The 14,598-nt window shown below is 74.0% G+C and carries 10 protein-coding genes; 9 read left to right on the top strand and 1 reads right to left on the bottom strand.

The window, feature by feature from the left end; genetic code table 11:
• The first annotated feature begins 2 nt into the window (after window positions 1–2).
• From HNR12_RS10085 to HNR12_RS10075, 3 genes are all read left to right on the top strand, one after another.
• Window positions 3–782: an electron transfer flavoprotein subunit beta/FixA family protein gene (locus tag HNR12_RS10085; RefSeq protein ID WP_179767245.1), complete on the top strand. Its 780-nt coding sequence runs from the start codon at window positions 3–5 to the stop codon at window positions 780–782.
• Between the two features lie 29 nt (window positions 783–811).
• Complete coding sequence (locus tag HNR12_RS10080; protein WP_179767244.1) at window positions 812–1,756, top strand: electron transfer flavoprotein subunit alpha/FixB family protein; 945 nt, start codon at window positions 812–814, stop codon at window positions 1,754–1,756.
• Between the two features lie 183 nt (window positions 1,757–1,939).
• The gene (locus HNR12_RS10075) at window positions 1,940–3,115 is read left to right on the top strand and encodes a cysteine desulfurase family protein (protein ID WP_179767243.1); all 1,176 of its coding nucleotides are present in this window, start codon (window positions 1,940–1,942) and stop codon (window positions 3,113–3,115) included.
• A gap of 30 nt (window positions 3,116–3,145) precedes the next feature.
• On the opposite strand, the gene HNR12_RS10070 is transcribed toward HNR12_RS10075, so the two are convergent.
• A complete protein-coding gene (locus HNR12_RS10070; protein WP_179767242.1) occupies window positions 3,146–4,324 on the bottom strand; it encodes a DUF695 domain-containing protein in 1,179 nt (392 codons plus the stop codon).
• A gap of 125 nt (window positions 4,325–4,449) precedes the next feature.
• Between HNR12_RS10070 and mnmA the strand changes: the two genes are divergently transcribed.
• The 6 genes from mnmA (at window position 4,450) to HNR12_RS10040 (ending at window position 14,500) form a co-directional block, all read left to right on the top strand.
• Window positions 4,450–5,541 (top strand): tRNA 2-thiouridine(34) synthase MnmA, encoded by a 1,092-nt coding sequence (mnmA, locus tag HNR12_RS10065; RefSeq protein ID WP_179767241.1) that lies wholly within the window; start codon window positions 4,450–4,452, stop codon window positions 5,539–5,541.
• A 118-nt stretch (window positions 5,542–5,659) separates the two neighbouring features.
• The gene (locus tag HNR12_RS10060) at window positions 5,660–6,190 is read left to right on the top strand and encodes a DedA family protein (RefSeq protein WP_179767240.1); all 531 of its coding nucleotides are present in this window, start codon (window positions 5,660–5,662) and stop codon (window positions 6,188–6,190) included.
• Window positions 6,191–6,456: 266 nt separating this feature from the next.
• Window positions 6,457–8,685 (top strand): MMPL family transporter, encoded by a 2,229-nt coding sequence (locus HNR12_RS10055; RefSeq protein ID WP_338119748.1) that lies wholly within the window; start codon window positions 6,457–6,459, stop codon window positions 8,683–8,685.
• A gap of 145 nt (window positions 8,686–8,830) precedes the next feature.
• Window positions 8,831–9,856, top strand: a complete 1,026-nt coding sequence (locus HNR12_RS10050; RefSeq protein WP_179767239.1) for a methionine synthase — start codon at window positions 8,831–8,833, stop codon at window positions 9,854–9,856.
• A gap of 23 nt (window positions 9,857–9,879) precedes the next feature.
• Complete coding sequence (ligA, locus tag HNR12_RS10045) at window positions 9,880–12,057, top strand: NAD-dependent DNA ligase LigA (protein WP_179767238.1); 2,178 nt, start codon at window positions 9,880–9,882, stop codon at window positions 12,055–12,057.
• 364 nt (window positions 12,058–12,421) lie between these two features.
• The gene (locus HNR12_RS10040) at window positions 12,422–14,500 is read left to right on the top strand and encodes a putative bifunctional diguanylate cyclase/phosphodiesterase (protein WP_179767237.1); all 2,079 of its coding nucleotides are present in this window, start codon (window positions 12,422–12,424) and stop codon (window positions 14,498–14,500) included.
• Window positions 14,501–14,598: the final 98 nt, after the last annotated feature.

Genomic DNA, 14,598 nt, shown 5'->3' with positions numbered 1-14,598 from the left:
CCATGAATATTGTCGTTTTGGTCAAGCAGGTCCCGGACACGGCGACCGAGCGCAAGCTCTCGTCCGATGACAACACGCTGGACCGCGCGGCGTCGGACGGCGTCATCAACGAGCTGGACGAGTACGCCATCGAGGAGGCGCTGCTCCTCAAGGAGAAGCACGGCGGCGAGGTCACCATCCTGACGATGGGACCCGACCAGGCCACCGACTCCATCCGCAAGGCCCTGTCCATGGGCGCCGACAAGGCCGTCCACCTCGTGGACGACGCGCTGCACGGCTCCGACGCCCTCCAGACCGCCTACGCCCTGTCCAAGGCGCTGGGCACGCTGGAGTACGACCTCGTCGTGCTGGGCTCGGAGTCCACCGACGCCCGCACCGGCATCGTCGGCGCGGCGCTGGCCGAGTACCTGGGCCTGCCGCAGCTCACCCTCGCCGGCAAGGTCGAGGTCGACGGCCGGGCCATCAAGATCCAGCGCGCCACCGACTACGGCTACGACGTGGTCGAGGCGCAGCTCCCGGCCGTGGTGTCGGTCGTCGAGAAGATCAACGAGCCGCGCTACCCGTCGTTCAAGCTCATCATGCAGGCCAAGAAGAAGCCGGTCGCCAAGCTCAGCGCCGCCGACGCCGGCATCGACACCGCCCTGGTGGGCCTGGCCAACGCCGCCACCGAGACCGTCGACTTCGCGCCGGCCCCGCCGCGCGCCGCCGGCACCGTGATCAAGGACGAGGGCGACGGCGGCGTCAAGGCCGCCGACTTCCTCGCCGAGAAGAAGTTCGTGTAGGTCCGGCGAGACAGGAAGGATTGACTGACATGGCTGAAGTCCTCGTCCTCGTCGACCACGTCGACGGTGAGGTCAAGAAGGTCACCACCGAGCTGCTGACGGCCGCCCGCCGTGTCGGCGAGCCCGCGGCGGTCTGGATCGGTGACGGCGCCGAGGCCGCCCAGGCCCGGCTCGCCGAGTTCGGCGCGGTCAAGGTCTACGCCGCCTCCGCCGAGCTGAACGACTACGTGGTGGCCCCCAAGGCCGAGCTGCTGGCCAAGCTCGCCCAGGAGAAGTCCGCCGCGGCCGTCCTCGTCTCGGCCACCCCCGAGAACAAGGAGGTCGCCGGCCGCACCGCCGTGAAGCTCGGCTCGGGCGTGCTCACCGACGTGGTCGACCTCACGGCCGACCTCGTGGCCGAGCACAGCGTCTTCGGCGGCGCCGTGGTCACCCACGCCAAGGTGCGCACGGGCGTGCCCGTCGTCGCGGTGCGGCCCAACTCCGTGCCGGCCGAGCCCGCCCCGGCCCAGGCCGAGGTCGAGCAGGTCGCCGTGGAGCTGTCGGCCGCCGCCACCGCCGCCCGCGTGGTCGAGCGCGTGGTGCAGGAGAAGGGCGCCCGCCCGGAGCTGACCGAGGCCGCGATCGTGGTCTCCGGCGGACGCGGCGTGGGCTCCGACGACTTCTCCGTCGTGGAGAACCTGGCCGACGCCCTCGGCGCCGCCGTGGGCGCCTCGCGCGCCGCGGTCGACTCCGGCTGGTACCCCAACCAGTTCCAGGTCGGCCAGACCGGCAAGACCGTCAGCCCCAACCTCTACGTCGCCCTGGGCATCTCCGGCGCGATCCAGCACCGGGCCGGCATGCAGACCTCGAAGAACATCGTCGCGGTCAACAAGGACCCCGAGGCCCCGATCTTCGAGCTGGCCGACTTCGGCGTGGTCGGCGACCTCCACACGGTGGCGCCGCAGCTCACCGAGGAGATCAACAAGCGCAGGTGAGCGCCGCGGGCGGCGCGTCCGCCCACGGCGCCCGCACGGCCCCGGGAGGCGTCCGCCGCCCGGGGCCGCGGCGCGTCCGGGGCCCGCCGACCGGGACCGCGGCGCCCCGCCGGGCGCGGGGGTGCCCCTAGGCCGGGGCGCGGCCGAGCGCACCCGGCGCGCCGCCGTATGCTGGACACCGCCATGGTGTACCTGGATCACGCCGCCACCACCGCCGTCCGTCCCGAGGTAGTCGCGGACATGACGGAGGAGTTCGGCCACCTCGGAAACCCCTCCTCGCTGCACGGCGCGGGGCGCCGCGCCCGCCGCGCGGTCGAGGAGGCGCGCGAGAGCATCGCCGACTCCCTCGGCTGCGCCCCCAACGAGGTGGTGTTCACCGCCGGGGGCACCGAGGCCGACAACCTCGCCGTCAAGGGCCTGTACTGGGCCCGCGCCCAGGAGTCCCCCCGCCGCCGGCGCATCCTCGTCAGCGCGGTGGAGCACCACGCGGCGCTCGACCCCGCCCGCTGGATGGCCGACCACCAGGGCGCCGTCTACGAGGAGGTCCCGGTCGACCGCCACGGCCGCGTGGCGCCCGAGGCGCTGCGCGCCGCCATCGAGCGCGACCCCGACGACGTCGCCCTGGTGTCGGTGATGTGGGCCAACAACGAGGTCGGCACCCTCCAGCCGGTGGCCGAGCTGGCCGCGGTGGCCCGCGAGTACGGCATCCCCTTCCACAGCGACGCGGTGCAGGCGGTGGGCACCCAGCCGGTGTCCTTCGCCGAGTCCGGGGCCTCCGCGCTGACCGTCAGCGCGCACAAGATCGGCGGGCCCGTGGGCGTGGGCGCCCTGGTGCTGGCGCGCGGCGTGGAGCCCACCCCCGTGCTGCACGGCGGCGGTCAGGAGCGCGAGCTGCGCTCGGGCACGCTGATGACCCCGCTGCTGCGCGGGTTCGCCACGGCGCTGCGGCTGGCGGCGGCCGAACGCGCCGCCCACGCCCGCCACCTGGCCCGGCTGCGCGACTCCCTGGTGGCGGCGGTGCGCGAGCACGTGCCCGACGCCGTCCTCAACGGCCACCCCACCGAGCGCCTGCCCGGGATCGCGCACCTGTCCTTCCCCGGCTGCGAGGGCGACGCCCTGCTGATGCTGCTGGACGCGCGCGGGATCGCGTGCTCCACGGGGTCGGCGTGCTCGGCCGGGGTGGCGCAGGCCAGCCACGTGCTGCTGGCCATGGGCGCCGACGCCGAGACCGCGCGCAGCTCGCTGCGGTTCTCGCTGGGGCACGGCTCCGGCCCGGCCGACATCGCCGCGCTGGGCGAGGCGATCGGCCCCGTGGTCGAGCGCGCGCGGGCGGCCCGCCGCAAGCGCCGCGCCGCCTGAGCCGCCCCCGGCGGCCGGGGGCGGGCCCGATCAGCGCTCCAGCTGCCCCCGGATGGGCCGCAGCAGCTGCTCGATGGTCTGCCACTCGGGGTCGAGCCGGCTCTGCACCACCGCGCGGCCCTCGCCCCAGTCGCGCACGGCCGCCTCGAAGTCGGCCATCACCCCGGAGTCGGGGTCGATGTAGAAGTAGAACTGCCGCTGGCCGCCCGCGGTCTGCTGGGCCAGTAGGGCGCCGTTGTCGCCCAGCAGCGTGCGCAGCCCGGTGGCGAACTCCTCCAGCGCTGTGGTGGAGGGCTCGGTGGGCAGCCGGTCGCCGTCGCTGGCGGCGTAGGGCAGCACCACGTGGGCGTAGAGGGTGAGCGCCGGGAAGTCGCGGCGGTGCAGCGGGTGGCGCACCGCGATCTCGATCACGCCGCGCAGCGGCACCCGGCCCTGGAGGGTCACCCAGCCGCCCAGCGCGCCGGAGAGCTGGCTCACGACCGAGGGGATGGAGGTGGGCGGCAGCGGGTCCAGCGGCTTCTCCACCAGCGGCTCGGTCCGGCCCACCCAGCGCACGTAGTCGTCCTCGCCCAGCGCCAGCATCACCACGTGGTCGGCCAGCCCGGCGCGGGTCTCCTCGGACACGAACATGAAGTCGGGGTGGTAGACCCCCACCTCGACCTTGCTGCGCCGCTGGTCGACGCGCATGGACACGCTGCTGTGCGCGAGGTCGAACTCGTGGTCGTCCCAGCGCGTCGTGCGGCCCAGGCGCTCGGGGTCGGCCGGCAGCGCGGGGAAGAACCGCCAGCCGGGCTCCTCGGGCGCCGCCCGCGCCCAGCGCTCGGTGAGCACCCGCGCCTGGTCGTCGGGCCCGGCGGTGAGCACCAGCGCGTGCGTGGAGCCGTTCTCCAGCGAGGCCAGGGGGTCGTCCAGCGCCGCCATGCGCGCCATCAGCCGCCCGGGGTCGGTGTCGTCGTCGAGCCCGAGGTCGCCCAGCCCGCCCAGCCCGGAGTCGGCGTCGCGCGGCGCCGTGGAGACCTCCCAGTTGAGGTCGGGGTGGATCCGCGCCACCGCCTGGGACACCCGCTCGGCGACGTCCTCGGGCGGCGGGGTGCCGTTGTCGACGGAGGCCGCCAGGGCGGTCCGGAACTCCGGCCACTGGCGCCAGAACTCGTCCACGGCGACGGCGGATTCGGACTGCTGAGAGCGGCGGCGACGGAACAGAGCCATGGCCCTGATTTTCGCAGAACGCCGCGGCGGGCGCGCCAGAAGGTCCCCGCGCGGCGCGGGCGGGGCGCGGCCCGGCGAAACCCTGTCGAGGCGGGTGCCCGCCAGGACATAGGCTGGGAGGCGCTATGACTCTGCGCGTACTGGCCGCCATGTCCGGCGGCGTCGACTCCGCCGTGGCCGCCGCCCGCGCGGCCGAGGCCGGCCACGACGTCACCGGCGTCCACCTGGCCCTCTCCAAGAACCCGCAGTCCTACCGCAGCGGCGCGCGCGGCTGCTGCACGGTCGAGGACTCCCGCGACGCCCGCCGCGCGGCCGACGTCATCGGCATCCCCTTCTACGTGTGGGACATGGCCGAGGAGTTCGACCGCGACGTGGTGAGCGACTTCGTCGCCGAGTACGCCGCGGGCCGCACCCCCAACCCGTGCCTGCGCTGCAACGAGAAGATCAAGTTCGCGGCGGTGCTGGACCGCGCGATCGCGCTGGGCTTCGACGCCGTGTGCACCGGCCACCACGTCCGCAAGGTCGACGGCCGGCTGCGGCGCAGCGTCGACCTCGGCAAGGACCAGTCCTACGTGCTGGGCGTGCTCACCCGCGAGCAGGTGGCGCACGCCATGTTCCCGCTGGGCGACTGCACCAAGGTCGAGGTCCGGGCCGAGGCCGAGCGGCGCGGGCTGGCGGTGGCCGACAAGCCCGACAGCCACGACATCTGCTTCATCGCCGACGGCGACACCGCCGGATTCCTCAACGACCGGCTGGGCGGGGAGCCCGGCCCCATCAAGGACGAGTCCGGCGCCGTGCTGGGCACCCACCAGGGCGCGCACACGTTCACGGTGGGCCAGCGCAAGGGCCTCAACCTGGGGGGCGCCGTCAAGCGCCGCTACGTGCTGTCCATCGAGCCGGTGAACAACACGGTCACGGTGGGCCCGCGCGACTCCCTCAAGGTCGACGAGATCACCGCCGAGCGCCCGGTGTGGAGCGGCTGCGCGCCGCTGACCGAGCCCACCGCCTGCCGGGTGCAGCTGCGCGCCCACGGCGAGGTCTACGGCTGCCGCGCGGTGGAGCGCGACGGCCGGCTGGTGATCGAGCTGGACGAGCCGGCCACCGGGGTGGCGGCGGGCCAGGCCGCCGTTCTGTACGGCGGCGAGCACGGCGACACCGTGCTGGGGTCGGGCACCATCGCGGCCACCGCCCGCCGCAGGCAGGACTCCCCGGTCTAGCGCGCCACCGGCGCCCGGCGCGGGCGGGGTCTGGTCGGCCACAATTCGCCGCCGCCGACCTCCGTACAGGTTAGGTAAGGCATAGCATGGTTGCCTGATCCGTGTGCGGAGGGGTGCGATGGAGTACGGGTTCCTGGACGGCCGGCCCTTCTGGATCGTCTACGCCGCCCTCTTCGCCATCGTCTTCGCCCGCACCCAGGCCACCTACTGGATCGGCCGCGGCCTGGGGATCGGGCTGCACCGCTCGCCCGCCGGCCGGCGGCTCGGCGACCGCCTGGAGCGGGCCGAGTCGCTGATCAACCGCTTCGGGCCGCCCGTGGTCACCCTCTCCTACGCCACCGTGGGCTTCCAGACCGCCATCCACCTGGCGGCCGGGGCGATGCGCATGTCGTTCGTGCGCTACCTGGTGGCCATGCTGCCCGGCTGCGCCGGGTGGGCGGCCGTCTACAGCCTCGGCGGCCTGGCCGTCCTCGCCGTGTGGTGGGACCTCTTCCTGCGCTCGCCCGCCCTGGCGGCGGCCGCGGGGGTGCTCCTGATCGCCGCGGCGGTGGCGGCGGTGCTGCTGGCGCGCCGCCGCCGCGCGCGGTCGGCCGCGCCCGCTGACGGCACAGAGCCGGCCGACACGCCCTCGGCGTCCTCCGCCGCCTGAGCCGCGGGCACGCTCCCGCCCCCGCATCCCCGCGCGGCGCCCGCCGCCGGGCACCTGGCCGCGCCGCCGCGCCCCGCGTGCCTTCACCGCGCTCTACCCGCCCTTCACCGCGTCCCGGGGCGGGGTGCGTTCCCCGATTGTGGGTAATGCATACGATATTGACTCCATATGATCTGCTGTATATACAGTAGCTGCGCCCGGGAGTCCCCGGCGCCCCTTTCCCGCCGGCCTCGGGCCGTCCCACTCCGGAAGGCAGCGCAGCAGACGTGTCCATCACCCGACCACCCGTCACCGCCGACCCCCCGCCCGGCCTGCGGTCCTCCGCCCTGCGCCGCCTGGGCCGGTTCACCGCCCGCCGCTCCGGGACCGTCCTGCTGGCCTCGGCGGTGCTCACCCTCGTCGCCCTGCTCGCCGCCGCCGGGACCCTCGACCGGCTGGTGCTCAGCAGGTTCGTCAGCCCCGGATCGGAGTCGCTGCAGGCCGCCCAGATCCTCCAGGAGGAGTTCGGCACCGGCACCCAGGGCGTGCTGCTGCTGGTCACCGCCACCGAGGGCACCGTCGACTCCCCGGACGTGCGCGAGGCCGGCCTGGCCGTGGAGCGCGCGTTCGCCGCCGAGGACGGCGTGGCCGAGACCGCCTCCTACTGGTCGCGCGGGGAGTCGCCGTCCATGCGCGGCGAGGACGGCACCCAGGCCCTGATCATCGCCCGGCTGTCCGGCGACGTCACCGAGGCCCGCACCCGGCTGGCCGAGCTGTCGCCGGAGTACACCCTGGAGCGCGACGCGATCCGGGTGGCCGTCGGCGGCGGCGACGAGGTGTTCCGCCAGGCCGCCGAGCAGGCGCGGGCCGACTTCCTCACCGCCGAGATGATCGTCCTGCCGATGGTGCTCCTGCTGCTGTGGGCGATCTACCGCCGGCTGCCCGCCGCCGTGCTCACCGTGGCCATGGGCCTGTTCTCCGTCGTGGCCACCCTGGCGCTGCTGCGCGGGGTCGCCGCGGCCACCGAGGTCTCGACCTTCGCTGCCAACCTCGCGCTGGTGATGGGCCTGGGGCTGGGCGTGGACTACTGCCTGTTCATCATCAACCGGTTCCGCGAGGAGCTGGGCGAGGGCCGGACCGTCCCCGAGGCGGTGGAGCACGCGGTGGCCACCGCGGGGCGCACGGTCGCCTTCAGCGGCCTGACCGTGGCGGTGTCCCTGCTGTGCATGCTGCTGTTCCCCTTCCCGTTCCTGCGCTCCTTCGGCTACGCCGGCGCGGGTGTGGTGCTGACCTCGGTGTTCGCCGCGCTGGTGATCATGCCCGCCGCGCTGGCCCGGCTGGGCGCGCGCGTGCGGGTGCGCAGCCTGGACGGCCGGGGGAGCGGGGCGCGGTGGTGGCACAGCACCGCCGTGCGGATGATGCGCCGCCCGCTGCTGTACGGGCTGCCCGCGCTGGGCGTGCTGCTGGTGCTGGCCGCGCCCGTGCTCAACCTCTCCTTCGGCCTGCCCGACGACCGCATCCTGCCGCCGGGGACCTCCAGCCGCGAGGTCCAGGACAGCATCCGCGCCAACTTCCCCCAGGAGGAGATGGACGCGCTCCAGATCGTCGCCCAGGACCTGCCCGGAACCGCCGACAACGCCGAGGCGATCGCCGGCTACGCCGCCGAGCTGTCGCGGGTGGAGGGGATCGCCCAGGTCGACGCGCTCACCGGCGTCTACGTGGAGGGGGAGCGGGTCCGCGAGCCAGGCGACGCCGCGCAGCGGTTCGCCGCCGAGGACGCCACCTGGTTCTCGGCGGTCCCCGCCACCGCCGCGCTGGAGGGCGTGGGTTCGGTGGACGAACTGCTGGCCCAGGTGCGCGCGGTCGAGGCGCCCGGGACCGTCCTGATCGGCGGCTACCCCGCCGAGCTGAACGACTTCCGCACCGACCTGGTCGACGCGGTCCCGCTGGTGTTCGGCCTCATCCTCGCCGTCACGTTCGTCATCCTCTTCCTGATGACCGGCAGCCTGCTGCTGCCGCTCAAGGCCATCGTGCTCAACGTGCTGAGCATGGCGGTCATGTTCGGCGCCCTGGTGTGGGTGTTCCAGGAGGGCAACCTCGCCGGCCTCGTGGGGGTCACCGCCATCGGCACCCTGGAGCCCACCTTCCCGCTGCTGATGTTCTGCATCGCCTTCGGGCTGTCCATGGACTACGAGGTGTTCATGCTGGCCCGCATCAAGGAGGAGTACGACCGCACCGGCGACAACACCTCGGCCGTGGCCGCCGGGCTGGAGCGCAGCGGCCCGCTGATCACCGCGGCCGCCGTCATCCTGGCCGCGTCCTTCGCCGCCTACGCCTTCTCCGGGGTGATGTACCTGGTCATGCTGGGCCTGGGCATGGCGCTGGTCATCCTCGTCGACGCCACCCTCATCCGGGCGGTGCTGGTACCGGTGCTGATGCGCCTGGCGGGGCGCGCCAACTGGTGGGCGCCGCGCCCCCTGCGCCGCGTGCACGAGCGCTTCGGCATCAGGGAGTGACCCGGCGCGGCCCGGGAGCCTCGGGGCAGGCCCGGGGCCGTGCCGCCCCGTCCCGCCCGCCGCGGGGGCCGGTCCGTCCCGCGGGCGCCCGCCCCCCGCGGCGCGCGGTCGGGCCGGGGCCCGCGGCCCTCTAACCTGGTGACCTGTGAAGGACGTGGACTACCCCTGGCCGCCGACCGCCGCGACCGGCGTGGGCTCCTACCCCGGCACCGACCCCGACGAGGCCGTGCGCACCGTGGTCGGCGAGCTGGGCGAGCTGCCGCACCTGCCCGAGCTGCCCGAGCGCGGCGTGGGCGCCGACATGGTCGGGCGCACCGGCGGACTGCTGGTGGACCTGCCGCTGGAGGTGCGGACCTCCGGCTGGCGGGTGGCCCCGCGCCCCGGCCGCGACCTCCAGCGGGCGCGCGGCCACCTCTCGCGCGACCTCGACGCGCTGGAGGAGCACACCCAGGACTACTCCGGCCCGCTGAAGATCCAGATCGCCGGGCCCTGGACCCTGGCCGCCTCCGTCGAGCTGCGCTCGGGCGAGAAGGCGCTGGCCGACCCCGGCGCGGCGGCCGACCTCGCCGCCTCGCTCACCGAGGGGGCGCCGGCCCACATCGCCGAGGTCCAGCGGCGCGTGCCCGGCGCGCGGCTGCTCGTCCAGGTCGACGAACCCGCCCTGCCCGCGGTGCTGACCGGGGCCGTGCCCAGCGCCAGCGGGTACCGGCGGCTGCCCGCGCCCGACCGCGTCACCGTCGAGGCGCGGCTGCGCGACCTCTTCGCCGCGGTGGCCGACGCCGCCGCCGTCCCCATGGCCCACTGCTGCGCCGCCGGGGTGCCGGTGGACCTGCTGCGCCGCTCGGGCGCCCGCGCGGTGAGCCTGGACGCCACCCTGCTCGACCCCGCCCAGGACGAGCACATCGGCGCCGCCGTCGAGGACGGCGTGGGTCTTTTTACGGGTGTCGTGCCGAGTGCCGGAGGCGTTCTGTCGGACCCAGCCGATAACGTCGATCCTGTACGTGAGCTGTGGAATCGGATCGGCTTCGCCCCCGAGCTCCTCACCCGCGCGGTGGTCGTCACGCCCACCTGCGGACTGGGGCGGGCCGCCCCCGACCACGCGCGCGCCGCACTCCGCGCCTGCCGCGAGGGGGCGCGGGTGCTGCGCGAGGAACCACGGCGCCAGCGTTAGCGACTTTGGAAAGGACGCCCAGGGTGAGCGCTGAACAGCCCGCAGCCGCCGACGAGGTCCCCGCCGAGGTGCGCGAGCGCCACACGTTCCTGTGCCAGGAGCTGGACGACCACAGCTACCGGTACTACATGGGCAACCCGATCATCTCCGACGCCGAGTACGACACCCTCATGCGCGAGCTGGTCGGCATCGAGGAGCGCCACCCCGTCCTGGTCACCCAGGACTCCCCGTCCCAGAAGGTCGGCGCGCCCATCAGCGTCGACTTCGCGGCCGTGGAGCACCTGGAGCGCCTGCAGAGCCTCGACAACGCCTTCGCCCCCGAGGAGCTGGACGCCTGGGTGCACCGGGTGGAGTCCGAGGCCCCCGTCGACGCCTACCTGTGCGAGCTGAAGATCGACGGCCTGGCCGTCGACCTCGTCTACGAGAAGGGCCGCCTGGTCCGCGCGGCCACGCGCGGCGACGGCCGCGTCGGCGAGGACATCACGCTCAACGTCCGCACCATCGACACCGTCCCCGTGCGCCTGGACGAGTCCGTCCGCCCCGCGCCCGAACTCCTGGAGGTCCGCGGCGAGGTCTTCCTGCCCGGCGAGGCGTTCGAGGCCCTCAACGCCCGCCTGGCCGACGACGGCAAGCCGCCCTTCGCCAACCCCCGCAACGCCGCCGCCGGCTCGCTGCGGCAGAAGGACCCCCGCGTCACCGCCACCCGGCCGCTGAGCATGCTGGTGCACGGCGTGGGCGCGCACCGGGGCGTGGAGTTCACCCACCAGTCCCACGTCTACGACCTCCTGCGCGACTGGGGCCTGCCGGTCAGCGACCGCTACCGCGTGGTCCCCGACGTCGACAAGGTCCGCGAGTACATCCGGCACTACGCCGAGCACCGCCACGACCCCGCCTACGAGATCGACGGCGTGGTCGTCAAGGTCGACGACGTCGCGCTCCAGCGCAGACTCGGCTCCACCAGCCGCGCCCCGCGCTGGGCCATCGCCTACAAGTACCCGCCCGAGGAGGTCACCACCAAGCTGGTCGACATCCGCGTCAACGTCGGCCGCACCGGCCGGGTGACCCCCTACGGCGTCATGGAGCCGGTGCGCGTGGCCGGCTCCGAGGTCGAGTTCGCCACCCTGCACAACGCCCAGGAGGTCGCGCGCAAGGGCGTCCTCATCGGCGACACCGTCGTGCTGCGCAAGGCCGGCGACGTCATCCCCGAGATCGTCGGCCCGGTGGTGGAGCGCCGCGACGGCTCCGAGCGCGCGTTCGTCATGCCCGAGACCTGCCCCGAGTGCGGCACCGCGCTCGGCCGGCAGAAGGAGGCCGACGTCGACCTCCGCTGCCCCAACCACCGCGACTGCCCCGGCCAGCGCCGCGAGCGGCTGTTCTACATCGCCAGCCGCAAGGCCCTCGACATCGAGGAGCTGGGCTATGTCGCCGCCACCGCGCTGACCCAGCCGCTGCACCCGGCCACCCCGCCGCTGCGCGACGAGGGCGACCTCTTCGACCTCACCATGGACCAGCTGCTGCCGATCAAGTCGCTGGTCCTCGACCCCGACACCTCCGAGCCCAAGCGCGACCCCAAGACCGGCGAACCCAAGGTCGTCACCTTCTTCGCCAACCAGAACGGCGAACCCAAGAAGACCGCCGAGAACCTGCTGCAGGAGCTGGAGCAGGCCAAGCAGCGCCCGCTGTGGCGGGTGCTGGTGGCGCTGTCCATCCGCCACGTCGGCCCGCGCGCCGCCGAGGACCTCGCCCGCCACTTCCGCTCCATCGAGGCCATCGGCGCCGCCACCGAGGAGGAGTTGGCCGCGGTCAACGGCGTGGGGCCCACCATCGCCGCCTCCATCAAGGAGTGGTTCTCCGTCGACTGGCACCGCGAGATCGTCCGCAAGTGGCGGGCGGCCGGGGTGCGCATGGAGGAGGCGGGCGCCGGCGGCCCGCGCCCGCTCGACGGCGTCACCGTGGTGGTCACCGGATCGCTGTCGTCGTTCAGCCGCGACGAGGCCACCGAGGCCGTCGCCGAGCGCGGCGGGCGGGTCACCGGCTCGGTCTCGAAGAAGACCGGTTTCGTGGTCGTGGGCGACAACCCCGGGTCCAAGTACGACAAGGCCGTGCAGGCCGGAGTGCCGATTCTGGACGAGGACGGGTTCCGCGTGCTGCTGGAGCAAGGGCCGGAAGCGGCCACCGAGCGGCGGCTCGCCGCGGAATAGGGGTGCTCAGAGGCGGTTCCGCGGGGCGCCGCCGACCGTGCCACCGAATGTTGTTCGCGCAGGCAGTAGCGTCTACGATGCGCGATCACTAGGCTACCTGTCGCAGTATTTCAGGTCGAATCGGGCGATCGACCCAGGTGATGCACGCTTCACCGAAAGTCCCCGTTCGGCGACACCTGGTGATGAAGCGTCGTAAGCTGAAACGGTAGTCGGTCGGTCGTCCGTGCCTGCGCGGACCCATCCACGCCGGTCTTGGGGGTGACCGCAACAGTGAACGTCAACGACCGCCCTGCCGCAGGCGCCGGCCCCTTCACGGCGGTCACCCGAACCGGGCGGGGCACCCTGAAACCCCCAGAGGACGTCTATGTTGGATCCCACTAACACCCGGGACCTCGGGCCCCGGGTCGGGACGCCGCTGTGGCTCTACCTCGCCGGCATCACCGTGGCCGGGGGCGCGCTCCTCGGCGTCACGCTCTTCGTCTACGGCCTGGACCGGCTGCAGGTCCTCGGCGCCTCGCCGCTGATCTGGCTCATGCTGTGCATGGTCGTCATCGGCGAACTCCGGCCGATCGCCTCGCCCCGCACGGCCGCCGACAACGGCGCGCCCACCTCGCTGCCGTTCTCCTTCGCGCTGCTGCTGTCTTTCGGCCTGCCCGTGGCCGGCCTGGTGCAGGCCGTGGCCACCGCCATCGCGGGCGTGGCCCGCGGCCACGCCCCCCACCGCGTGCTGTTCAACATCGCCCAGTACGCCCTCAGCTTCGGGGCGGCCGACGCCGTGCTGCGCCTGGTCGCCCCCGGCAGCGCGGTCCACCCCTGGGTGGCCAAGGGCCCCGACCTCGCCGCGGTCGCCGCCGCCGGGGCCGTCTACTACGTGTGCAACCTCGTGCTGGTGGAGTCCGCGGTCGCCATGCACGAGCGCGCCCCCCTGGGCGCGGTGCTGCGCAAGGACCTCGGCCAGCGGCTGTTCGTCCACGGGGTGCTGCTCAGCCTGGCCCCGCTGGTGTCGGTGGCCATGGTCCACGAGGTCTGGCTGGTGCCGCTGTTCTTCTTCCCCCTTGCCGCGCTCTACACCAGCGCCACCCTGTCGATGAAGCGCGAGCACCAGGCCAACCACGACGAGCTGACCGGCCTGGCCAACCGCAAGCTGCTCATCCTGCGCACCCAGGAGGCGCTCAGCGAGGCCCAGCTGCGCAAGCACCGCGTGGGCCTGCTCCTGCTCGACCTCGACCGGTTCAAGGAGGTCAACGACACCCTGGGCCACCCCACCGGCGACCGCCTCCTGCAGACCGTGGCCCGCCGCCTCACCCACAGCGTGCGCCCCGGCGACCTCGTGGCCCGCCTGGGCGGCGACGAGTTCGCCGTGCTGCTGCCCCAGGTCCGCGACCCCGCCTCGGCCCGCGAGGTCGCCACCCGGCTGCGGGTGTCCCTGGCCGAGCCCATGCGCCTGGACGGCATGGACTTCGACCTGGAGGCCAGCGTGGGCATCGCCCTCTACCCCAACCACGCCCCCGACTTCGAACTCCTCATGCAGCGCGCCGACGTCGCCATGTACGTCGCCAAGGAGCACCGCACCGGCGTGGAGCTGTACGAGCAGCACAAGGACCGCAACTCCACCGCCCGGCTCAGCCTGTTCGGCGAGCTGCGCCGCGCCCTGGTCGAGGACGAGCTGGAGATGTTCTACCAGCCCAAGGTCCGCCTGGCCGACCACCGCACCGTGGGCCTTGAGGCGCTGGTGCGCTGGCGCCACCCCCAGCGCGGCGTGCTGCCCCCCGAGGACTTCGTGCCGCTGGTGGAGCAGTCCTACCTGATGCGCAGCTTCACCCACGAGGTGCTGGAGCGCACCCTGCCGCAGGTCGCGCGCTGGTGGGCCCAGGGCATCGAGCTGCCCGTGGCCGTGAACCTCTCGGCCCGCGAACTCCTCGACCCCACCTTGCCCGACATCGTGGCCGCCGCGCTGCGCCGCCACGGGGTGGCGCCCCAGGCCATCCGCCTGGACATCAGCGAGCGGGTCATGGTGGCCGAGGCCGACGCGGTCACCCCCACCATCCTGGCCCTGGCCGACCTCGGGATCGCCCTGGCCCTGGACGACTTCGGCACCGGCTACTTCACCCTGGCCCGGCTGGGCGGCCTGCCCGTCGAGGAGATCAAGATCGACGAGTCGTTCGTGCGGCGCAGCCTCGCCGACCCCGACGGCCACCTGATCGTGCGCTCGGCCGTCGACCTCGTGGGCACCCTGGGCATGCGCGCCGTGGCCGAGGGCGTGGAGTCCGAGCGGGTGGCCGAGGACATGCGCGCCATGGGCTGCTACGCCGCGCAGGGCCGCCACTTCGCCTCGCCCCTGGAGGCCCACCAGGTCGCCCCCTGGCTCGCCGAGCACGGCGGCCCCTACAGCGCCCTGGGCGGGGCCTCCGGCGAGCCCACCGAGCACAGCCGCACGCTCTAGGGCCCGCCCGGCCGCGCGCCCCAGCCGCCGTCCGCGCGGCAATAGGATTGAGCTGTCCGAATCCGCCGAGCCGCCGCACGCGCGGCACCGCCGCACGC

Origin of the sequence: Streptomonospora nanhaiensis (assembly GCF_013410565.1) — a bacterium.
Taxonomy (GTDB): Bacteria; Actinomycetota; Actinomycetes; order Streptosporangiales; family Streptosporangiaceae; genus Streptomonospora; species Streptomonospora nanhaiensis.
This window is presented reverse-complemented; position numbering and strand designations above follow the sequence as displayed.